23 protein-coding genes and 1 pseudogene are annotated in these 23,864 nt (G+C 34.8%); 3 read left to right on the top strand and 21 right to left on the bottom strand.

Going from position 1 to position 23,864, the window contains the following annotated elements:
• Window positions 1-132: 132 nt before the first annotated feature.
• From ACWG42_RS12650 to ACWG42_RS12680, 7 genes are all read right to left on the bottom strand, one after another.
• Window positions 133-810, bottom strand: coding sequence for a hypothetical protein (locus tag ACWG42_RS12650; protein ID WP_455792843.1), 678 nt, complete (start codon window positions 808-810; stop codon window positions 133-135).
• A gap of 21 nt (window positions 811-831) precedes the next feature.
• Window positions 832-1,512, bottom strand: coding sequence for a hypothetical protein (locus tag ACWG42_RS12655; RefSeq protein WP_455792845.1), 681 nt, complete (start codon window positions 1,510-1,512; stop codon window positions 832-834).
• 14 nt (window positions 1,513-1,526) lie between these two features.
• Entirely contained in the window at window positions 1,527-2,219 is a 693-nt protein-coding gene (locus ACWG42_RS12660) for an ATP-binding cassette domain-containing protein (RefSeq protein WP_455792847.1), read from the bottom strand.
• Window positions 2,197-2,574, bottom strand: a complete 378-nt coding sequence (locus tag ACWG42_RS12665; protein WP_455792849.1) for a GntR family transcriptional regulator — start codon at window positions 2,572-2,574, stop codon at window positions 2,197-2,199. Before ACWG42_RS12665 ends, ACWG42_RS12660 begins: the two co-directional genes overlap by 23 nt.
• Before the next feature lie 91 nt (window positions 2,575-2,665).
• On the bottom strand, window positions 2,666-4,690 hold the full coding sequence (locus ACWG42_RS12670; RefSeq protein WP_455792850.1) for a UvrD-helicase domain-containing protein: 2,025 nt from the start codon (window positions 4,688-4,690) through the stop codon (window positions 2,666-2,668).
• Window positions 4,691-4,904: 214 nt separating this feature from the next.
• On the bottom strand, window positions 4,905-5,474 hold the full coding sequence (locus tag ACWG42_RS12675) for an N-acetylmuramoyl-L-alanine amidase family protein (protein ID WP_455792852.1): 570 nt from the start codon (window positions 5,472-5,474) through the stop codon (window positions 4,905-4,907).
• A gap of 123 nt (window positions 5,475-5,597) precedes the next feature.
• Window positions 5,598-5,828: a hypothetical protein gene (locus tag ACWG42_RS12680; protein WP_455792854.1), complete on the bottom strand. Its 231-nt coding sequence runs from the start codon at window positions 5,826-5,828 to the stop codon at window positions 5,598-5,600.
• A gap of 365 nt (window positions 5,829-6,193) precedes the next feature.
• Between ACWG42_RS12680 and ACWG42_RS12685 the strand changes: the two genes are divergently transcribed.
• Entirely contained in the window at window positions 6,194-7,117 is a 924-nt protein-coding gene (locus ACWG42_RS12685; RefSeq protein ID WP_455792856.1) for an aldo/keto reductase, read from the top strand.
• A 169-nt stretch (window positions 7,118-7,286) separates the two neighbouring features.
• On the top strand, window positions 7,287-8,180 hold the full coding sequence (locus ACWG42_RS12690; protein ID WP_455792858.1) for a DUF368 domain-containing protein: 894 nt from the start codon (window positions 7,287-7,289) through the stop codon (window positions 8,178-8,180).
• 46 nt (window positions 8,181-8,226) lie between these two features.
• Here the strand turns inward: ACWG42_RS12690 and ACWG42_RS12695 are convergent, their stop codons facing one another.
• From ACWG42_RS12695 to ACWG42_RS12705, 3 genes and pseudogenes are all read right to left on the bottom strand, one after another.
• Entirely contained in the window at window positions 8,227-12,021 is a 3,795-nt protein-coding gene (locus ACWG42_RS12695; RefSeq protein ID WP_455792860.1) for an EAL domain-containing protein, read from the bottom strand.
• A gap of 832 nt (window positions 12,022-12,853) precedes the next feature.
• Window positions 12,854-12,991 (bottom strand): annotated as a pseudogene (locus ACWG42_RS12700) (helix-turn-helix domain-containing protein); the annotation flags it as partial.
• A 929-nt stretch (window positions 12,992-13,920) separates the two neighbouring features.
• Complete coding sequence (locus ACWG42_RS12705) at window positions 13,921-15,291, bottom strand: LPXTG cell wall anchor domain-containing protein (RefSeq protein WP_455792862.1); 1,371 nt, start codon at window positions 15,289-15,291, stop codon at window positions 13,921-13,923.
• A 338-nt stretch (window positions 15,292-15,629) separates the two neighbouring features.
• Between ACWG42_RS12705 and ACWG42_RS12710 the strand changes: the two genes are divergently transcribed.
• Complete coding sequence (locus ACWG42_RS12710) at window positions 15,630-16,238, top strand: recombinase family protein (RefSeq protein ID WP_455792864.1); 609 nt, start codon at window positions 15,630-15,632, stop codon at window positions 16,236-16,238.
• A gap of 145 nt (window positions 16,239-16,383) precedes the next feature.
• Here ACWG42_RS12710 and ACWG42_RS12715 read toward each other — a convergent pair whose 3' ends face one another.
• The 11 genes from ACWG42_RS12715 to ACWG42_RS12765 all read right to left on the bottom strand — a co-directional run bounded on the left by ACWG42_RS12715 (window position 16,384) and on the right by ACWG42_RS12765 (window position 23,859).
• Window positions 16,384-16,518: a hypothetical protein gene (locus tag ACWG42_RS12715; protein WP_455792866.1), complete on the bottom strand. Its 135-nt coding sequence runs from the start codon at window positions 16,516-16,518 to the stop codon at window positions 16,384-16,386.
• Window positions 16,519-16,525: 7 nt separating this feature from the next.
• Window positions 16,526-16,702, bottom strand: a complete 177-nt coding sequence (locus ACWG42_RS12720; RefSeq protein WP_455792868.1) for a hypothetical protein — start codon at window positions 16,700-16,702, stop codon at window positions 16,526-16,528.
• 96 nt (window positions 16,703-16,798) lie between these two features.
• Entirely contained in the window at window positions 16,799-17,500 is a 702-nt protein-coding gene (locus ACWG42_RS12725; RefSeq protein WP_455792869.1) for a lysophospholipid acyltransferase family protein, read from the bottom strand.
• Between the two features lie 5 nt (window positions 17,501-17,505).
• Complete coding sequence (gene acpS / locus ACWG42_RS12730) at window positions 17,506-17,847, bottom strand: holo-ACP synthase (protein ID WP_455792871.1); 342 nt, start codon at window positions 17,845-17,847, stop codon at window positions 17,506-17,508.
• 12 nt (window positions 17,848-17,859) lie between these two features.
• Window positions 17,860-18,525, bottom strand: coding sequence for a biotin--[acetyl-CoA-carboxylase] ligase (locus ACWG42_RS12735; protein ID WP_455792873.1), 666 nt, complete (start codon window positions 18,523-18,525; stop codon window positions 17,860-17,862).
• Window positions 18,515-18,943: a 3-hydroxyacyl-ACP dehydratase FabZ gene (fabZ, locus tag ACWG42_RS12740; protein ID WP_455792875.1), complete on the bottom strand. Its 429-nt coding sequence runs from the start codon at window positions 18,941-18,943 to the stop codon at window positions 18,515-18,517. Before fabZ ends, ACWG42_RS12735 begins: the two co-directional genes overlap by 11 nt.
• 3 nt (window positions 18,944-18,946) lie before the next feature.
• A complete protein-coding gene (fabF, locus tag ACWG42_RS12745; protein ID WP_455792876.1) occupies window positions 18,947-20,185 on the bottom strand; it encodes a beta-ketoacyl-ACP synthase II in 1,239 nt (412 codons plus the stop codon).
• Window position 20,186: 1 nt separating this feature from the next.
• Window positions 20,187-20,918, bottom strand: coding sequence for a 3-oxoacyl-[acyl-carrier-protein] reductase (fabG, locus tag ACWG42_RS12750; RefSeq protein WP_455792878.1), 732 nt, complete (start codon window positions 20,916-20,918; stop codon window positions 20,187-20,189).
• Between the two features lie 5 nt (window positions 20,919-20,923).
• Window positions 20,924-21,850, bottom strand: coding sequence for an ACP S-malonyltransferase (gene fabD, locus ACWG42_RS12755; RefSeq protein ID WP_455792880.1), 927 nt, complete (start codon window positions 21,848-21,850; stop codon window positions 20,924-20,926).
• Between the two features lie 10 nt (window positions 21,851-21,860).
• Window positions 21,861-22,916, bottom strand: a complete 1,056-nt coding sequence (locus tag ACWG42_RS12760; RefSeq protein ID WP_455792882.1) for an NAD(P)H-dependent flavin oxidoreductase — start codon at window positions 22,914-22,916, stop codon at window positions 21,861-21,863.
• On the bottom strand, window positions 22,906-23,859 hold the full coding sequence (locus tag ACWG42_RS12765; RefSeq protein WP_455792883.1) for a DUF561 domain-containing protein: 954 nt from the start codon (window positions 23,857-23,859) through the stop codon (window positions 22,906-22,908). The genes ACWG42_RS12760 and ACWG42_RS12765 overlap by 11 nt, the downstream gene beginning before the upstream one ends.
• Between the last annotated feature and the right edge of the window lie 5 nt (window positions 23,860-23,864).

Below are 23,864 nucleotides of genomic sequence, written 5' to 3' on the forward strand. Positions count from 1 at the left end.
CCTTTTTTAAGCTCAATGAGCTGATTTCAACCTATATGACTCATATACAAGAAAAAAAGAGGTCGTAACCTCCTAGGCATCATCTAAATTTCCAAATGTGTCTATTTCGTTACAGCCTCTTTTTTATTGTATTCAGATTGATCTGCGCATATACAAATAATATGAAACTACATTTAACAGAGCTATCATAAGAACTAAGATTGTGAATGCAAAACCCAAATCAAGATGAAAATACTTCGCCAAGATAATTAACAACCAACTTAGAAGCGTTGTAAGAAAATCAAGGGATTGCATTCTACTTTCATTTTTCACTTCTTTAACGTTCATAATATTCCATATGAATAAGCTCAAGCTTGAATAAAGTAAGATCAATATAGAACCACCGGATGCTACAATCATTGTGAACTGTGAAAAAGATGTTGCATTCGTTCCATATTCACTCATAATTTGATCTTGTACATTCCAAAACAAACCCCAAAAGATGCCATACACTACAACAAATACGATAATCGAAGAGAGTATCATAAACACAATAGGTTTAAGTATAATCACTCTTTTTGATACGGTTGTATAGTTTAAAATAGAATCTTTTAGAAAATGTCCACTAAACATTTTCCTAAATGCATTCATATGCCCAAAGATACTACAGAATAAACAGCTCATCATAGCGAATGCTCCAGCACTTTTTATATTATGTTCAATATATAGTTTTGGCATAACAAGACAAAGGATCAATGCTAGAAAAATTGATATCGTGATAAAAAGATTCTTTTTATTCTTTTTTAGATCATATTGTAATAATCCCCACATAAACAACTCTCCTTTCAACTCTTAACGGTATACAAACAGATAATAGCAAATAGCATATAAGATACCTGAAATAAGAATGATGAGGACTGGAGAATCACTCACAGGATATCCTATATATTCCATTACATATGTGAAGAAAATTGTAGCACCCAAAGCAATATAATAGGCATACGTATAATGTGAAGGATTTTTTAATTCTCTTTTTCTCATTACACTCCAAACAAACATGATTACACTGATCAAGAAGAACGCTAATGAAAAGTATGATAAGAATAAGTTAACAAACATGAGAACAGGTTCATCCGCGGACATATTGGGGTATAGCGATTCAAAAAAATTCAAAATAGCTTCCCCACCAAATATATAAGCTACAAAATTCATGATCACTGCAGCAACTGCAATCAACACAACTACGACAAGCGGTTCTAACACCTTTGTTTTCTTTGAAATAGGTGCTAGCATCACGATGGAATCTTTCATAAAACGTGCTTGAAATACACTAGATACAATTGGTACAAACCCTATAAACATAACACTCATCACAATAATTAAAAGCGCTGATCCAAAGAAAAATAAACTAGAATTTAAATTATCATCCATTCTAAATAGAAGTATCATTCCACATACTACAATATAGATGATGGAAATAATAATAAGAGGTTTCCTGCATTTTTGTAAATCATATTTCAAAAGTGTCCACATAGTATCCCTCCTCGTTATTCTTCCGCTAATTTTTTTATCAATAATTCAGAAATGCTACATTGATATTCTTCTCGAAGCACATCATTACTTGCTTGTAAAATAAGGGAACCATCTTTTATAAGAATGCTTTCATCGATATACGTTTCTATTTCTTGTATTTGATGTGTACTGATGATATAACTAGCATCTTCTCTACTATAGCGAACAATTAACTTGATCAACTCACTACGTACAAGTGGATCAAGATTGGCAAAGGGTTCATCTAACAAATAAAGATGTGCATCTCTTGCGAGTACAAAGGCCAATTCACATTTCTTTCGTGTACCCAAACTCATATCTTTCAATTTTGAAGTTTCTTCGATATGCAATTCCTCCATCAAATTTTGCATGCGTTCTTTATTAAAATCTTTAAAGAAATATGCATACTCATTGATTACTTCTTTTACACTTTCATGACCATCAAATAAAGAGTGATCCATAAAATAAGCAATGTGTTTTAAATCTTGAATAGTTGCGTCATGATCATGGAATAAAATGCTTCCTTCATCTATGGTACACTGCATCGCAATACAGTTTAAAAGAGTTGTTTTTCCTGCCCCATTATTTCCAATTAAGCCATATATTTTCCCCTTTTCGATGCAAATTGATAGTTGCTTTAACGCTGCTTTCCCTTTAAATGATTTACTAACGTTTATTATGTTTAGCATAGGTTTTCATCCTTTCTTTTATCTTGTTGATGAGTTCTTCATCAGACATCGCAAACACGCTGATATCTTTTATAAACGCATCTGTTTTGTGATGCAGCAATTCTTGTTTCATCTCTTCTATACGCACAGGATCATCGATTACAAAGCGTCCTGCAGTACGCATGGTATAAAGATACCCTTCTCTTTCTAATTCCGCTAGTGCTCTTTGCATTGTGTTTGGATTCACTTCATAAGTAATGGCAAGTTCTCGAACTGGTGGTATTTGCATATTGGGTGTATACTCTCCTAATATAATTTTCTCTTTTATGTCATCCATAATTTGAACATAAATGGGAGTTGTATTTGTGTAATTCAAGAAATCGCCTCCTTTTTGTACTATCTATCTAGTACAATAGTACAACTCATTGATAATAATGTCAAATAAAAAGTCGCAGTAGTTTGCGACTTTATACTAATTCAATCAATTTGTTAGTAATACACATTTTAACATTTAGCATTTTATCTTCTGTTTCAAAGTGTACTTGCATCATGCCATCTTTTACTTTCATAATCTTTCCAACACCCAGTGTTGTATGTTGAATTTTAACGCCTCGTTTTAATTCGCTCTCTTTCAACTTGCGAACTACATTGCTAGCCTTTGGTTTAGCTGTTGTGTCTTGGTTCTTTCCATGTAATTCATATATAAAAGGTGACATCTCAAGACGTGTCTGGAAACAATGTTTTGATGTAAAGAACTCTAATTGGTTCATTGCTCTACTCATTGCCACATAGAACAAGTTACGTTCTGCTTGTACCTGTATATCATTCGTACATGGTTTTGGATATACACTTGCAAAACAATCTATAATGCAAACTCTAGAATATTGTTGTCCTTTACTAAAGAAGATATCAGAAATGGTAATGATTGCTTCTTCATCATTTGGAATATCTACCAAGCCTTTTAACATTTGCAAGAATTCTCCTGCATCAGGATAACGATCAGCCAAAACTTTAAATGACAATAAATTCGCATCATCCATATCGATAAGGTTTTCTTTCATAAAGGTTGTATAATTCATTTTATCTAATACATATTGAATCATATCCAAGGTTGGTTGTGTAGAGATAAAACGGATATCTTCCATATTGGAAGCTAATTTTTTTCTACCCGCAGCTTTATAGCCACTTTCCATAATTGCTTGGTATACATCCACACTATCATCGTTCTTTAAACGTTCATCAATTTCTAGTAAAATTCGATTGGACATATCCAGTCCCATCTTTTCATGGATTTCAAAATATGCGCGCATATTTCTAGGATCATGAAATAAGGATATGAAATTTGTTAAATCTTTTACGACTCTGTTCGTTAAGAATTTCTTGATGTTACAGTGATAATACACTGGAATATCTTGTGATTTAAAGATTTCAATTAAAGGGATTGCATATGCACCTTCCCGGTACAAGAATGCTGTTTCTTCAGGAGATTCTTTTACTGTTCGAAGAGCATAATCATACATCTTCTTCCATTCACTAAACCCTTTATACTTAATATCACATTCACTATCCTTACTACTGCTAAGTTTGTTGTTCTCTTTATAACGAAACTCACCTGCAAGTTTTGTGATGGTTTTATTCATACGATGGTTTTGATTCAATTCTACAACCGCAACATCTCCATAATAATCCTTCCACATGTCAAAATTCTGTGGTTCCGCACTATTATCAATATCAATGCTTTGTGTTTCATCCATAAATGCACATAAAGAAGATCTTTGTGCATGTAGCATACGTATAATCATATGAGACGCATAAGATAACTCTTGTGCATCATCAATATTGAAATATTGAAATCGTTCACGATACAATTCAACAATTTCTGTATCATACATTAAAATATGTAATGCTTCATGAATGACATCTCCTTGATCGTAAATCTTTTTATTCTTTTTAAATTTTTCATATGCATTGTAGAAATCCGCAAAATCAATTCCCTCATATACGATTGTTGCGATATCTTTTTCACTTAGCATTTTATTCTTACATTCATTCACTTTTTGTAAAAGACGTGTAATTTCTTGTTTATTCAAACGTACTTGAAAGTTATCCTCCAAAATACGCTTGGCTGCTTTTTCCATATCACGGTATACCGTGCGTTGCGCATGCCCATTATTTTCATCATAAAATTTTACAATGCGATAACAAAAACTAAACATATCAGAAAAAACTGGTTGAAATTTATCACCAAACATTTCCGTAAACTGTTTACTCATTCTTCGTGCTGTATTTACATCGTATACAAGATTTAGCATATTGTTTTCATTTGCCACTCTTGTTTCAAGAAGGTATGCGATACGTGTTAAAAAGCGGGTTGTCTTACCTGACCCACTGCATCCCTTCACAAGGAAAGGATAATCACCTTCACTTAAAACATCTGACATATGTTCGTAAGTATTTAATTCATGTTTTTCTAAAAATTCTTTTATTTCCATATTCTCACCTTTAGCCTACTCTTCTCATTATAACGTAATTTTGTATAAATTCCTATGCTTTTACTAGTTTCTTTTTTTATTTTTTTAAAAAAGAAACTGAAACCCTTTACAGTCAACTTCGTACAAAAACTTAGTAGAATTTCCAATGACTATGTGCATCATACCCACAATTTTCATGCTTATACCTAAAAAAAGAAATCGCCTTATACGATTTCTAATTATTGAGTCCTAAATAGTCTCTCAACCCCTGATAAATAGCGTATGCAAATTCTTTTTGTTTGGTTAACAAAAGCATGGCGTCACTTGGATTGCTAAGATAGGCAAGTTCTACTAAGATTGCGGGCATATCTGTATTTCTTAAAACATAAAGACTTGGATTGATACGTACTTGATTATCTTTTGTCCCAACAATTTCTACAATAGACGCTAAAACATCTTGTGCTAATTCATAACTTCGACTGAATTCACGATATACATATACTTCACTTCCTTGAATTGCAGGATTCACATTGGAATTGGTATGAATACTAATGAAATAATCTGCTGGCCATGAGTTTGCTTGATATACGCGTTCTCTTAAACTTGAAGATGCATCACTGCCTAATACTGTATCAGGAAACAATCGAGACACGCGTGCAACAAATGCAGGATCTGCATTTAAATACTCCGCCAAATAAATTCCCACCTGATAATTCACTTCTGATTCTACGACCCCATTTCCACTTGCCCCTGCATTGATATTGCCAGGATTGTGACCTTGATCGATATACACTTTAATTGCCATAGGCTCACCTCTCTTTATTCTATGATAAGAAAGGAGAATCGTGATACTTCAATCACGTTTACAAATGATCCTTATTCAATCTTCAATGCAAACATAAAAAAAAGACAAGACATAAACTTCTTCTTATCTTTTCTCAATTCTAAGATATTTCAATACTTCATCCATAGTTTGGAACTTGATGGAAGCGTCATAAATATACTGTATTACTTCGTTCCATTCCTCTAATGAATAATCATTAGGATCTATTTCCTGAATAAACTTTCGAAAAAGTACTATATTTTCATCATATCGAAAATCCGAGATGGACATTTCTGAACGATAAGCTATTTCATCTAGCAAATGTCTTTGTGCCATATTTCATCACCTCTCACTATCCTTATCCTATTCTATTATGCCACAACAATAGAAGTATGTAAATCACACATATATGTGATTTTTTCATTTTTTTATTGCAATTTTTAGCCGCTTTGTCATATATAACGCCAATATGTCGGTGTCACAAATAAAACACATTTGTGACATTAGTTTTATAAATGCCTTAAAATAAGCCATTATTTGTTTCTTTTATAACAAATAAAGGTACTATTTTTCGTAGCATGCTATTTGATAGAATATTGTTAAAAAAAAATTAGAATATTTTTAAAAAAAATAAAATTATTCTATTAGATTACTACATAGAAATGAAGTATAATAAAGACATAAGAAAAAGGAGACGTATAATGAAGAAAGTAAAAATAGCAAATGTTACAGCACCTTCCATCATTCAAGGGTGTATGCGATTAAATGCACTCACATCCCAACAGTTGGAAGAACTGATTTTAAAAGATTTAGAAGCCGGTATTAATTTCTTTGATCATGCAGATATCTATGGTGGAGGCGTATGTGAAGAAATGTTTGGTGAGGTATTAAAAAGAAATCCTGGTTTAAGAGAAAAAATGATTATTCAATCCAAGTGTGGAATTCATCGTAGCGAAACAAATCATTATGATTTCTCAAAAGATTACATATTATCTTGTGTGGATGGTATCCTAGAACGTTTACAATGTGGATACTTGGATTATCTTTTACTTCATCGTCCCGACGCCTTGGTAGAACCAGAAGAAGTGGGTGAAGCTTTCGATGAACTTTATAAGAGTGGTAAAGTTAGACATTTCGGTGTATCTAATCATAGTCCCCTACAAATCGAATTGTTAAAGAAATCCGTTAAATTCCCAATTGAAATCAATCAGATGCAGATGAGTATCATGCATACTCCAATGATTGATGCTGGTATCAACGTGAATACTTTTGATAAACGTGCAATGGATCGTGATAATGGAACATTGGATTATTGCCGTCTTCATGATATTACTATACAATGCTGGTCACCATTTCAATTTGGTATGTTTGAAGGTGTCTTCTTAGATAACGAGAAATTTCCAGAAGTAAATGAATGTGTGGATGATCTTGCGAAAAAATACGGAGTGAGTAACAGTGCGATTGCAGTTGCTTGGCTCTTACGCCACCCAGCTAATATGCAAGTGATTTTAGGTTCTACAAATGTAAAGCGTATCCAAGAAATATGTAAATCTTGTGAAACTCTTACACTTACAAGAGAAGAATGGTATGCGATTTACATAGCAGCTGGTAATTTATTACCATAAATTAGAAGAATATAAAGAACGAGTGGACCCTCTTATCAGATGGTCTACTTTTTTTGAACAAATGTTGAATAGGTAATAGTTTTGTGAATTAAGAAAATGTTTATAAAATAAATATTGGATTTTATTTGTTTTCTTGTATAATTAAACTGTTATGGAAGGCAGGTATATTATGATTATTCTTAACTTTATTCGTGGGTTTTGTATGGCTTTGGCAGATAGTGTTCCAGGGGTATCTGGTGGAACGGTTGCATTTGTCTTAGGCTTTTATGATAAGTTCATAGGTTCTTTAGATGCATTGATGGCAGGAAATAAACAAGAAAAAATAAACGCCTTGAAGTTCTTGATGAAACTTGGCGTTGGATGGGTGATTGGTTTTTTAGCCGCTGTAAGTGTTCTAGCAAATATTTTCGAAACAAGAATTTATGAGATTAGTTCTTTATTTATGGGATTTATATTGTTTGCTATTCCTATCGTAGTAAGAGAAGAAAAGAAGAGTTTGAAATTCAATTGGAAAACTATTTTATCCTTTATTGTTGGTATTGGTATTGTTGTATTGATTACGTACTTCAATCCTGTAGCTGGAAAAGAAGCAGGAGTAAATTTAACAAAGCTTGATTTAGGACTAATCTTCTATGTATTTATAGCTGCTATGATTGCGATTAGTGCTATGGTATTGCCTGGAATCAGTGGTTCTACATTGTTGTTAATCTTTGGATTATATGTTCCTATTATCTCTGCAGTGAAGTCTCTTATGGGATTTGATTTTGATTATCTACCAATCTTAATTGTCTTTGGACTTGGTATATTAGCAGGTGTAGTAACCGTCGTACGTTTAATTAAATGGGCTTTGGACAAACATCGTCCAATCATGGTATTCTTAATTGTAGGTATGATGCTAGGTAGTTTCTATGCGATTATTATGGGACCACAAACATTGGAGGTACCAAAGGCTCCACTTAGTTTTGATAGTTTCTCGATTTTATGGTTTCTAATTGGTGGAGTTGTTATTTTTGGCTTACAGATGTTAAAAAATTTTACAGTAAAAAATGATTCTAACGCCTAATCAAAAAGGTCTACACAAAATGTGCAGACCTTTTTCTATGCTTCATTTATAGAAGTTCGTATCCATTTCTTCCCTTATCTTTTGCTTTATAGAGAGCTTTATCTGCTCGATTTAAAATCGTTTGATAAGTCTCATCCGACAGTCTGTTGAAGGTTCCTCCCATACTAATTGATGTAGAGAATTCAACCCCCTCATAAAGAAAGGTCATTTGAGAAATGTTTTTTACAATACGAGTCATGAACAATGTTAAATGCTCTTCACTTATTCGTTCTAATAAGATGATAAATTCATCTCCACCATAACGCCCAATCACCGCATCATTAGGAATCATTTTCTCAATCATTTTAACAACACGTTTTAATACTAAATCTCCAGTAACATGTCCATACGTATCATTAATAGTTTTAAAGTAGTCGATATCAAAGAAAATAATTGCGAAATCTTTATCATTTTTTGCATTTGTGAAAACGGAGGATAAGCGTTCCATAAATCTTGCACGTGAAGTGACACCAGTTAATAAATCGTAATATGCCATTTGTGATAATCGTTCATTTAATTCTAATGTACGATGTAATTCACGTAAATCACGGCTATAAGAAACTAAAATATCTTCATCTTCTAGTGAAATCCTTACAATTGTAACTTCACATGGAACTTCCTGTTTTTCTTTATCTATGTATACCCATTCAAAAGATATCGTATGCTTTTGCATGATTTCTTTGAAAAAAGCACTCTTCTTTTCAATACTATTGGATCCATCAGGTTGCGTTTTTGGCATGAATACATCAAAATCAGCACTTAGTTCCTTCGGACTCTTTACGCCCAACATATGAAGCATCACTTGATTACAGTCAATGATTTTGAAATCACTTGACCACAAGATACAAGCAATCGGAGAAGAGTCTAAAACTGCTCTCATTCGAACACTGACCATATTTTGTAGTTTTTGCGCTTCTAGTTGTGTGCGTAAATCACGTGTGTATCCCGCAACTAAGTCGCCTCCATCTTCATCCAAACCTTCAATTCTAACCAACGTAATCTCCGCAGGAATTTGATTTCCATTTAAATCACAATGCATCCAGTTGAACTGTTGAAATCCATCTTTGAATGCTTTATTAATATAAATTGAAGATTTTTCACTACTGAGGGTTCCATCAGGTTGGTATTCTGGAGAAAGTTCAAAGAAACGATCTAAATACTCCTGTGGTTTACGTAAATTAAATAGACTAACTGCCGCTTTATTACACATAATATTTTCAAATTTGCGATTCCACAGATTTAAACATAATGGACTAGAATCAAGAATCGCTTCTAATCGAGTATTAAATTTCTCTATTTTTTCTTCCATCATTATTTGTTCACGCAAATCACGTGTATACCCTGCGACTAATTCATTACCAAATTCATCCAGACCTTCGATTTTTACCAAGGTAATTTCTGCTGGAATTTCTTTTCCATCGAGTGTGCAGTGCATCCATTCAAATTTACAATATCCCGTTTCAAATGCTTCCGTAATATATTTCACAGCTAATTCACTACTAACAGAACCATCAGGTTGATATTGTGGAGAGAGTTCAAAGAAACATTCCAAATATTCATTTTGATTTTTTAATCCAAAGAGTTCCACTGCAGCTGTATTACACATGATATTCTGGAAATTTCTATTCCATAAATTCAAGCATAAAGGATTGGAATCTAGAATTGCTTTAAATCGTGCATTAAATTGTTCGATTTTTTCTTCCATATTGCGTTGTGAACGCATATCTCGAGTATAACTTGCGACAATATAATCATCCATATAAGGAATGCGAACCGCTGAAACTTCTGCCGGTATGAACTCTTTTTGACGATTGCAATGTTCCCAATAGGTATGAACTTCTTTCCCATTGAAAGCATCATCTATAATCTCTTTTGCTTTCTCTCTACTCAAAGTTCCATCAGGTTGATACTCTGGTGAAAATTCATCAAAATTACTTTGTACATCTTTTAAATCTTCTGCATTGAATAAACTTATAATTTCATTATTACAAGCAATAATTTCCAAATCTCGATTCCAAAAATTTAGACCTAATGGTGTCGCATCTAACATCGCAGTTAATACATCATTATCACTAACGAGCTGATCGCGTTGTAATTGTGTATTAGGAATTACTACAAGGGACTCATTTGCATGAGGATTGCTAATAAAAGATTCAAAGAAATCATCCTCTAAGATTGGCCTTGATACATAATATCCTTGTACAAAATCTGCATTTAAAACATAGATGATTTCTTGTTCATCCTTAGTTTCTACACCCTCTACACAAACCTTCATCCCAACATTATGACAAAGACGAACCACAGAATCTACGAAGTCGTGATTATATTTACTCTTATGTAAAGATTGCACAAACGAGCGATCTATTTTTACTATATCAACATTGAACTCAGCAAGTCTAGCTAAAGAAGAGTACCCTGTCCCAAAATCATCCATCGCTATTTTTACATGCAGTTTGCGAAGTCGTCTCATCGAAGCAGAAATTCGATCTGCATCACTTATAAAATAACTCTCAGTTAATTCCAAAGTGATATGAGATGCATCTAAGTCATATTCTTTTAACAAACGCTCAAGATGATCACAAAAAGAAGCTTCTCGAAATTGAATATAGGATACATTCACATTCATTACAAAATCATCAATGTACTCCAACCATTTCTTAGTTGTGCGAATCGCTTGTTCCAAAACCCACAATCCTACAGGAATAATTAGTCTGGATTGTTCTAACAGAGGTATAAAGCTATCTGGGAATACTGCTTCTCCATTTGGTGTTTTATATCGTAAAAGAATTTCTGCACCTTTAATTTTTAAGCTTCGCGTGTGACAAACAGGTTGATATACCACATGAAAATTCATAAATTCATGTTCCACACTATCTGCTAAATATCGTGTTAAACTTTGTTCATATAATGCTTCTTCAAATACTTCACTTGAAAATTCAGAACATTGATTTTTACCCGTTTGTTTTGCATTCTTTAACGCAATGGAAACTGCTTTTTCTAAGCTCACCCAATCTGTAGCGTCTTGAGGATAGCTGGCAATACCAGCAGAAATACTAAAACGATAAGATACTCCATCAATACGATGAGATCTTGCAGTATATGCTTTTAATCGTTCATATAACTCCATCAATTCTTTTTTGCTACATTTATCAGACACTATTAACAATTGATCTCCATCATATCGATACATGGTACATCCATCATACAGAAGATTCAAAAAATCTTGTGCTGACTTTCGTAATACTAAGTCACCAAAATTATGGTCATGTAACGTATTGATACTTGCAAATTCATCAATACCAATTAACATCGCACAAACTTCTTTGACTAAGCGGTTTCTCTTTAACACATCAAAAATCTCTTTACATTTTGCATGCATCAACAAACCCGTAACAAAATCCACTGTTCCATCATACAAAAGATTATGCATAACTCCGATGATAATCTCAGGTATTCCTGTAGTATCATTGTAACGAATCGTAGCTTTATCGCTCAACCATAAGTGCTCACCTTTTGCATTGGTCACTTGATACTCAAGAACAATCTTCTTCTTATGCTGTTCCACTGCTAGTTGGATAGATTTTCTAACGCGTCTTAAATCTTGTTCATGTACAAACGCTTGCCAAACATCAACAAAATCAGCTCCTTGCGAAGCTATCGTAAAGTCTTGTGCTAAATTATCGGATGTAATGTAATTCCCATTCTGATAGTCCCAAATATAGATATAGTCATCACTATTACTCGATAAAGATTCAAAAATCAGTGTAGAATCTACTAAAAATTGATTTATTTTGTGCTCCATACTATCGCCTCACATTCAAAATTATGGAGTACCCCCATTCCAGCTTATTTATTTCCTTTATTATAACATTTTTTTTAAAAAAATAGTAATTCTTCAAACTTTTGTAGGAATTAAATTACTATTTTATGCTCTAATAACCTATTTTTTCCTTATTTGATAGAATAATATAGTAATTTTAGATTATCTTTTCATAAGTTGGCAAACAATCATTCTCTTACAGATTGTGTCAATACTATACATGAGGTCTTTATCTAATTCCTTGATTCTATCTCTCAAAGCAATATCATAACACTTCCCAGCAGATGTCTTATCCGTTACAACTAACTTCCATACGTAAGCAAATTACAATTTATCAAATGTATTTATTTACTTGGATGCGTATTGTCCATCTTTTCTCTGACATTTTCTTGCTCCTCTCAAATAGAAAAACCCTGATATGATACCTATACTATAAAGCAGGCTAAAAACTGCTTTCGCTTAATCTGTATTCGATTGCCATCGAAAATGCCCCAGTTCGAGTTCTTATTTTTCTCTGCGATTTTCGCAATTTCTTTTCACCTATACGAAAATATTTTATGTTTCTTCTATTGCAAGCGTGTATCTTTCACAGACAGGCACATCAGTATTGCTCATACAAAATCGCTCATTTTCTGTTATGAAAGATTATGTCGTGTCTGTCCGCAGGCCCATTACCTATCAAACGTATCTATCTGCTTTATTTAGTTTTCAAAGAACATATATAAATAACTGTTTATCAATCCATGTAAATCCACTACAAACTAATGGACTTTCATGGAGTGGTAAGCAGAACTGGAAAAGGGGATTTCTTCCGTTACGCTATGGCAATTTTAAAGTTTAAAATGATATGCATGTGTGCTGATTGTATTCCGCTTTTTAATTCAGTATCAACTACCATATAGATATTACCGTATTTGTCATATAATGAACGTAGGCGCAACTTTGATATGTAGCCGTAGTAGTATGTATTTCCTTTTCATCACCGTCTGACGAAGCAACAATAGCAGAAAAGGGCATCATGCTGTATCTCCCCATATTTATTCCTCCACAATTTTTTTAATCTTTTCCAATATACTTATCCTGTGTCGATACACAGTAGAGCAGTTAAGTTCTAATACTTCTGCAATTTCCGTGTCTAACATATCTATGAAGTAAAACATCATAATAAATCCAACATCTTTTCTGGTAGGCTTTTTAAAGCGTTTACCTGCTTATCGTCAGCCACCTGGATTTACCTCACCCAAAACATCAAACGCTATATTCGCACACATATTCATCAATAAAGCCTAGTAACTATGTTTAGAGATCAGAAAATCACAAAAGGGAGTTTCAAAGCGTTTGCGTGATTTCATATCTCTGTGATAAACCTTTACAACAGCGTTTATTATTTTTTTTGTCAAACTATCGAATTGATGTTCAATAGTCTGTTCAAAATGAGATTGTTTTCATATGCCCCCCCTTTCCACTCCGTATCTAACTTGAGAGGTGGCGTTTATTGCACTATTTTCAAAAAAAGTTAAAAATCTTTATAAATGCAAAAAAGACCAAATGCAAACCTACATAAAATAGGTTCATATTTGGTCGTTACATCACCACTATGGTGTTGCCTCATTCTTGATACATATAGTTTTAAAAACGGACTTCCCGACATTGTATGTTTCATTATCCAATGTCGGAAGTACACCCACTAATCGTATTGAACTTCCTAGCCCCCTTGTATCTTTAATGCTAAAACAGAAAACGACCAAAGTGCAGTAATGCTTTGCAAATTGGTCGTTTGTCATTGTGTTGTTACTAATCTTTAATAATATTCTTTTGCCTGCTTTACGCGGTCAAAAGATTGTTTCCTTGCGTATTCTATACTGTGTCATTTCATTTATTTTATTTGATTAAAATTTTTTTCTTCTTGAAGCCAAATCCAGCTATACATCCAGAAAGAATAATCAAACCAAAATAAAGCATAGTATTTGATGTATCACCTGTTTGTGGTGAGCTTGGTTTCGGTGGTGTTACACCAGATTTTGCAATGATTGTGAAATCTGTTTCTGCTGATACATTATCTTTATATTGGAATTTTAAAGTATGTTTTCCAGTAGATAGGGTATCTAAGTAACTTGCTTTTAATGTTAAAATTGTGCTTCCAGATAGTAAAGTATAATTGCTTTCATCTACTAATTTACCATCAACATAGACACCTGTTAAATCTTCTAGTTTTCCAGAGCAAGTAAACGTCATATCTTTACCATTGTTTATTTGATGATTAGACCCACTATTGCCAACCGTGATTGTTGGTCTGTCTGGTGTAGGTGCAGGAAGTTTTTCGATTAGCTTATTAACTGTAACTTCTACAGTTTCACTTCCAGAGGTCAATACGATAGTTCCTGTAATAGAACCTGCATTATCTTTAGTTGCAAGTGTAACTGTTGGTGCAGATTTCCAAGAAGCAGTTACACCATCAACAGGAGAAATAGCAGTAGTTACAGCGTCAAGGATATTTCCTGCAGTTGTACTGTTCGTTGCTATAATTGCTGTAATAGCGGATTGAGCTAATGATTTAGCTTCGTCCACTTTGTCTTTATCTGTTATAGGAAGTTGTGCGATTGTTTTATTCACTTCTACTTCCACAGTTTCACTACCACAAGTCAATACGATAGTTCCTGTAATAGAACCTGCATTATCTTTAGTTGCAAGTGTAACTGTTGGTGCAGATTTCCAAGAAGCAGTTACACCATCAACAGGAGAAATAGCAGTAGTTACAGCGTCAAGGATATTTCCTGCTGTTGTACTGTTCGTTGCTATGATTGCAGCGATAGCAGATTCCGCCAACGGTTTAGCTTCATCGACTTTTTCTTTGTCAGTCTTAAACTTAATAACTTTAATATTCAAATTAATGAAATTAGTTTCTGTATTGGAGGGACTTAAAGCTATACGTGCTTTTTGGGTTCCAAGATCAGGTAATGTAGGGGAGAAAGTTATAATTACATAATCCACTCCACGTTCATCAAATGATGTTCCTCCAAATGGTAAATCCGTAGTATATATATTTTTATAACTTTTATCAAATACAACTTTAACAGTGGTAGAGCGTTCTGCGAATATTTCTATTGTATCGCTATCTACAAAGTTTACAGCAATATCTGGTTCTGGATATGTAGCCGCAAATACAGTTGTTGGTATAATAGTTAAGACCATCGCAAACCCCATTGTTAATGACAGTAATATTTTACAAACTTTCTTTTTAATTCCTTTCATTTCTTAATTTCCTCCTTTTATTTTTATACTTTTTGATTCTGATTATTGTAATCTTTTTACACCCCTTTCATTTCTCCGTGTGTCTTTTATGCCTAACAATGGCATACATAAAGGTATACCTTGTAACTATGCGTATTTTTCGATGTTTAAAGCCTACACAGATTTAGATTGTGATTGATTTATGATGGAAAATCATGTAAAATGTAAAGTGGTAAGAAGTATGCTCTTATGTATGTTACAAGGTATACCTTTTTACCATAATTTACCTATAGATTTCCAATTTATGGTATTAGATAATTCTTCTGTTCACATTTCATATGACAGGAGGATTTTTTATTTTGAACAAACAGTATGGCTATATGAGAGTTTCCAGCATCGACCAGAACGTGGAACGTCAAGAGCAGGAGTTAATTAAGTGGGGGATTATAAAGCGTCAAATCTATACGGATAAGGTTTCTGGTAAGGATTTCAACCGACCGAGTTATCAAAGATTACGGAAGAAATTAAAAGAAGGCGATATTCTGGTTGTAAAGTCCATTGACCGACTAGGGCGTAACTATGAGGAAATACAGAGCGAATGGCGTTACATCGTCAAAGAAGTAAAAGCAGATATTGTGATTATCGATATGCCAATTCTAGACACTAGGGTAAATAAAGATTTAATTGGTACACTGATTTCTGATATCGTCTTACAGCTTTTATCTTATGTGGCACAGACGGAACGTGAATATATCCGTCAGCGACAGGCAGAGGGTATCGCACTCGCCAAGGCACAAGGCAAGCATTTAGGCAGACCAAGACAGCCATATCCAGAGAATTTTGAGTATCTATATCAAAAATGGCGTACAGGATTTTATTCTATCCATGAGGTAATAGAGAAGTTAGGACTGAAGGAACATCAAGTAAAAGCTTTGATACGTCGAAAAAACAAAGATCTTAAAAAATAAAAAAGTCCTGCTAATCATCATATTGATGGAGCAGGACTTTTTTCACAGTACAGCACTCTTGTAATACTTTTTCATCATGCTGTTTTTTAAAGACTACCAGAAACAAAAACAAATAATCTTTCCTACCTAAGCAATCTTTTTGAGTTTATGGATTTTTCATTTGGATAGGGGCAATATCTACCATTGAATATACATTGTTTGGATTTTTACACGTCCATATACAAGCAGGTAGTGCTTCTTTCGGTAAAGAGTGAATACAATTCAATAATTCCCTTGTCATTTCAATGTTATTTTATACCTGTCAGTTTTTCCTTTATCAACTTTTCAGACGATTTATTAATAAATTCTTCTGGTGTCGGTTTCTTATTTCCAAATAACTTTTTAAACTCTTTTTGTGCTTTGGGGACGTCTGTTTTGTATGCTTCCTCTATAGAAAGTTCCATTTGTTCACGGACTTCTGCCACAGAAATACCCTCTTGTTTTACTATGATTTTGAATATGTTCTTTTCCTCTTTGCAATAAAAAAAGATAGATTTTTTCTATCCTTCTTATAAAAGTCCTTACTTTATTTTACTAGGTCTACTACAATTTAATACATCTTGCATTTCCTTTTGTAATTTTGAAATTAATCCTTCTGCTTTTAAAGGTTTGTATTCCTCAAATGGAATAGGACGTAGTATATGAATATGGAATGTTCCTTTTCGCTTTGCGATATCTATATATCGGTAAGAGTTTTCCAATACAACTGGTACGATATATGCTTTGGACATAAATGCAGGTTGTAAACTTCCCGCTTGCATCTCGTGCATTTGATTTCCTTTTGATCTTGTACCTTCTGGATAGATAAGCAAATCTTTATGATCCTTTAATCTACGGGATGCTTCTCTTAGCATATGAATACCACTAGAGCGATCATTACGATCAAAAAAGAGTACATCTAATGTCTTTGACCAACTTCCGACAAAGGGAGTTTTTTCATTCTCTACTTTAGAAATAAAGGTGAAGGGACGTTTAATTGCACACATTTGAATCAACATATCAAATTCACTCTGGTGATTTCCCACAAAAAGAATAGGGCCTTCACTTGGAAGTTCTTCCTCTTGATGAATTTGAACTTGTATTTTAAAGGCATCCATCAAACGTTTTGCCCAACGTGCTAGATATGCATAACGCTCATCCATTGGCTTCTTTCGTATCAAAATAGAGCCAATCCAAGCACCTGGAACAATCCAAATTAGTTTTAAACATCGTAACAAATACATTTTATCTACTCCTTTGATATCGCTACTGCATATGCGATTGCATACTCGTGTTCATGAGCAATGCTTATGGAAACATCACAGTTTGTAAAGGTACAAACAGGTGCTCCATCTTCATCACATAGGATTTCAATATCTGAAATCACACAGGGATATTCTTTATGAATCGCTTTGTAAATCGCTTCTTTCGCAGCGAAACGCCCCGCTAACCATTCCGCGCGTCTACTTCCTTTATAGTGTTGAAAAAGTGCAAGTTCATTACTTGTTAATATGTGCAAGAACCCTTCTTTTTCCATTGCCTTCGCAATTCGTTTGATTTCTACAATATCGCACCCAATTCCAATCATCATATGGTATTCTCCCTAATATACATGTGAAAGACTTACCTCTTCGCTCTTCAACACTTTAGTTGTTTCCTGATTGGTAAGTATCAAATATCCTTCTTCACTAATATCTTCTACGTACCATAATACATCATTTAGTAGTATTTTTCTACCCTGTAGATAGTTCGCTTTGCGATATATTGTTAGTATATTTTTAGTTGATAAGGCAGATAATCTTTCATATTGAAAAAGGATTTCATCTAAAAGGATATCCTTATTTAAGTTGAGATACGTTGCTTTTTCTTGAAGTTGTTCTGGAATTGGACTTAAGTTAACACCAATACCAATGACTTCTCCTGCAAGTTCATTTCCAATAAATACGTTCTCTATTAGAATACCACAGACTTTTTTTCCTTCCACAAGGATATCGTTAGGCCATTTAATAGATGCGTGAATTTGAAATTGTTTCAATGCCTCAATAAGTGCACATGGCGCGATGAGTGAATGACTCGCCGCGCTATGTGATACCATCGTAAATGTTAAATCTTTTCCACTTTCCCAAATGCGATCAAAGCGACCTCTTCCCTTTGTTTGCTGATTGCATAAAATCACATCTTTATCCTGTAGAGTATGCATGTTTGCCTTTGCATAATCATTGGTTGATGGCAAAGTAGAAAACTTAAGGATATGGAACTTATGCTTCATCGATAGCAAACATCAATTCCGCTTGTACTGCAACTTCACCTTCCACGCTTGCGACCGCCTTTACAAAGGCAATTCCCATACGCTCATTGGTGATTTCACATTCCATACGTAATACATCTCCAGGAATCACTTGACGTTTAAAACGTGCTTTATTGATTCCAGCAAATAATCCAATCTTTCCTTTGTTTTCCTCTTTCGATAACAACATAACCGCAACGGTTTGTGCCATTGCCTCTAACATCAATACCCCTGGCATAATATGTTTTTCAGGAAAATGACCTAAAAATTGCATTTCATTTGCGCTGATGCATTTTGTCCCAACCACTACATTTCCTTCAATGGATTCAATACGATCCACCAATAAGAAAGGATAACGGTGAGGAATGATTTTTTGAATATCGTTACTATTGTATATCATAGTTTAATCCTCCCATTTCTTGATAATGATGGACGCATTATGACCACCAAATCCAAGAGAGTTTGACATTGCAGTTTTGATATCTTTTGAGATACCTTTATTTACAACAAGGTTTAAATCACATGCTTCATCCGCAACTTCATAATGAATAGAAGCTGGTACATAACCATTCTTTACAGATAGCGTCGAAATGATAGCTTCAAGTGCACCACTTGCCCCTAGTAAATGTCCGCTCATGGATTTTGTTGAAGAAATATATGGTTTCATTGCATCTTCACCAAAGGCTACTTTTACCGCCAGTGTTTCACTTGCATCATTTAATGGAGTACTTGTTCCATGCGCATTGATATAATCAATATCTGATGTTGTAAGACCCGCATCAAAGATTGCTTCTTTCATTGCACGCGCTGCACTACTTCCATCCGCTAATGGCGCAGTGATATGATTCGCATCACAAGTAGAACTATAACCAACAACTTCACCATAGATATGTGCTTTACGAGCTAAGGCATGTTCCAGTTCCTCTAACATAAGGATACCAGCACCTTCTCCCATTACAAATCCTGAACGATTTGCATCAAATGGAATGGATGCACGATTTGGATTTGCTCCTTCATGAAGGGCACGCATAGAGGCAAATCCAGCAATTGCTACAGGCGTAATTGCTGCTTCACTTCCACCTGCCGCAATGATATCTTCATATCCATCACGAATTCTATGGAAAGCTTCTCCAATTGCATTTGTCGCAGCCGCACAAGCCGTTACAACACTAGAAACATTTCCATGTGCTTCACAATCAATGGCTACACTTCCTGGTGCTAAATTGATCAACGCCATCGGTATAAAGAATGGAGATACACGACTTGCTCCACGTTCATTTAACGTTGTACTAGCACCTTCAATTGTAGAGATACCACCAATACCAGAACCAATGATAATACCAAAACGATTGCGATCAAAACTAGCATCCACTAATCCACTATCTTCATATGCTTGTTTTCCCGCAATACGCGCAAATTGCGTAAAACGATCATTAAATTTTAAATCACGTTTTGTAAAGTATTGTTCCATATCTAAATCTTTCACTTCACCTGCAAGTTTTGCACGGAAGTCTGTCGTATCAAAATGCGTAATAGGTCCAATTCCACAGCTATTGTTTTGTAGACTTGTCCATACTTCTTCAACATTGTTTCCAATTGGGGAAACAACACCCATACCAGTAATAACGACTCTTCTTTTCATCCTACATCACCATCCCGCCATCAACGGCTATTGTTTGTCCTGTGATGTATTTTGCATCATCACTGCACAAGAACTTCACTACATTTGCTACATCTTCTACTGTTCCAAAAGCATTCATTGGAATGGTACTCTTTGCTGCAGCCTGTACTTCTTCACTTAATTTATCAGTCATAGCCGTCTGAATAAATCCAGGTGCTACGGCATTTACATTAATACCGCGAGGAGCCAACTCTTTCGCAACTGATTTTGTCATCGCAATAACGCCACCTTTACTTGCTGCATAGTTTACTTGCCCCATGTTGCCACATAACCCAACAACACTTGCCATATTCACAATTTTTCCACTACGTTGTTTCATCATAATACGAGCTACATGACGAATACAATTGTACGTACCTTTTAGGTTGATACGGATAACATCATCAAATTCTTCTTCACTCATACGTAACAATAAGTTATCTTTGGTAATACCTGCATTGTTTACGACAACATCAATGCTACCATATTCTTTTTGAATTTCTTCCATCATTGTTTTCACTTCATCACTGTTGGATACATCACACTTTATCATCTTGTGATTTCCTTCAGGATCTAGTTTTGAAAGAACTTCCTTTGCGCCAGCTTCACTGCTTGCGTAATTGATCACGACATTATATTCTTTTGATAAGACAATGGCGATTGCTTCTCCGATTCCTCGGCTAGCTCCACTGATAAATGCTGTTTTACGTTCCATTTGTTCTATCCTTTCAGTGCATCCACACATTCGTTTAAACTTGCGATATCTTCTACGTGCAAGATTTTGACATCTACACCCTTTGCACATTTCTTTACAAATCCACTTACGGCTTTTCCTGGTCCTACTTCGATAAAGGTATCTACCCCATCCGCTAACATATTCATAATTGTATCTTCCAACATAACGGAACTACAAATTTGTTTTGCTAATACATCAATCAATGGTCCATTTTCTACTTTTCCAGAGATATTATTGTATACAGGAATGCTTGCTTTCTTTAATTCATATTTTGACAAAACATCATGAAGTTGTTTTCCTGCTTCGTTCAACAAGGAACAATGGAAAGCTCCAGAAACTTGTAAAGGAATCACACGTCTTGCGCCTAATTCTTCACACTTTTTACCACATGCTTCAACGGCGGCTTTTTCTCCTGTAATAACAATTTGTCCAGGACAGTTATAGTTCGCAATCTCACATATACCGATTTCTTTTACAGAAGCACATGCTTGAAGGATGGAATCTTTATCCAACATAAGAACAGCACTCATTGCACTTGTTCCAGCTGGTAAAGCATTGGCCATCAATTTCCCACGTTCTCTTAAGATTTGTGCACCCTCTTCAATTGAGAATACGCCTCCATAACTTAGAGCTCCATATTCTCCAAGACTTAATCCTGCCGCTACATCTGCTTCGATGCCTTGTTCTTTCAACACTTGTGCAGCTGCCATACTTACCGCAAAGATACATGCTTGGGTATATTGTGTATCGTTTAAAACATCACCTTCACCTTCAAAACAAAGGTTTTTCAAATCAAAATCTACGTTTATGCTATCGAACACTGCTTTTGCTGATGCATAATTTTCATATAATTCTTTTCCCATACCTGGGTATTGTGCACCCTGTCCAGAGAATAAAAATGCTGTTTTCATATACTTCCTCCTACTTCGTCAATTCTTCAATTAAATCATGAACACTCATCATACGATCAATACGATACGCATTGCTACCTGCAAAGACAAGCCCATTCTCCACATCCCCTTGTACGGAATGAATCAATGCTTCACTAATACAATATGGTGTGGTCGATGGAACACATGGTTTCATACATAAAATACAATGAGAGGAAGGAATACGAGCAACTTCACTCTTCTTCATGAAATCCGTTAATATAGCACGTCCTGGAAGTCCTGCTGGACTTTTTACCAGTTGAATATCTTCTTTCTTTGCTTGAATAATCTTTTGTTTAAATGCTTCATCTGCATCACATTCATAGGTTGCGATAAAACGTGTAGCCATTTGTACACCCGCAGCTCCTAATGCCTGATAATGTTCGATGTCTTCTTTCGTATAAATACCCCCTGCTACAAACACAGGAATATCTTTTCCATAGGATTCACTATATGGCTTCACTTCCTCAAGCACTTCAGGAAGGATTTCATCTAATGTTTGGCAATTTCCATTGATCAAATCATCTTTTTTAAATCCTAAATGTCCCCCTGCTTCACTGCCTTCAATAACAATAAAATCAGGACAACGATGATAATGGCGATCCCAGCTCTTTAAAATTAAACGAGCGGCTCTTGCACTTGATATAATTGGCGCAAGTAATACCTTCTCACTACCTTCGATAGAGGGTAAATCCATAGGCATTCCTGCTCCTGAAATAATCGCATCTGCGCCACCTTCAATAGAAGCTTTTACATATGCTTCATAATGATGAGAGGCAACCATAACATTTACGCCACAAAGACCAGATCCATTAGATAGTTCTTTTGCTTTGCGAATTTCTTCTTTTATTGCTGCACAGTTTGCACTGGCACTATCTTCCCAAAAATCATCACGACGATAGCCTGGATGAGCCGCAGATATGACTCCCATGGCCCCCTCTTTCATAACCGCACCTGCAAGACCTGATAGAGATACACCAACTCCCATACCACCTTGTATAATTGGTTTCTCTAATATTTTCGTTCCTAGTGAAATCTTAGTTCTCATATACAAGTTCCTTGATTTTATTTTGTAGAAAAACGATTTCTTCTTGAGATTCTTTGATTAAATTATCTAAAATATCTTGCATTGGACGAACTTCTCTACACATACCAGCTACTTGACCAATCATAACAGAACCGTTTTTCATATCGCCGTCAAAAACTGCACGACGAAGTCCACCAAGTGTTAATTTTTCCATCTCATCACGTGGTGCATTTTCTTGTTCTAGTTTTAAGTATTGGATAGACATTTGATTTTTTAGAATACGTACAGGAGCACCAGCACTTCTTCCAGTTACTACACTATCCATATCTTTTGCCTTAATAACAGCATTCTTATAGTTTTCATGAATTGGACATTCTGTTGATACTAATAAACATGTCCCTACTTGTACACCAATTGCACCTAAGCTTAATGCCGCATTTAATTGCGCACCACTTGCGATACCACCAGCTGCGATTACAGGAATGTTAACAGCCTCAATAACTTGAGGAACTAGAGACATTGTTGTAGTTTCCCCAACGTGTCCACCAGATTCTCCACCTTCCGCAATGATTCCATCAACTCCAGCACGTTCTAAACGACGAGCCAAAGCAACACTAGCTACCACTGGGAATACTTTACATCCACTTTCCTTTAATGCAGGAATGTAAGGTCCAGGATTACCTGCACCCGTCGTTACTACTGCAACTTTTTCATCAACGATGACCTTCATGATTTCTTCCGTATGTGGATTCATCATCATAACATTTACTCCAAAAGGTTTATCTGTCAATGTCTTACAAAGACGGATGGCATCTCTTGTTTGATGTTCATCCATTGCACCAGTCGCAATAATTCCAAGACCACCACAATTTGATACACATGCTGCAAACTCAGGCGTAGCGATATTTGCCATCGCTCCCTGGAATATTGGATATTTAATTCCTAAAATTTCATTGATTAACATAATTT

This window comes from Amedibacillus sp. YH-ame10, from assembly GCF_053848885.1.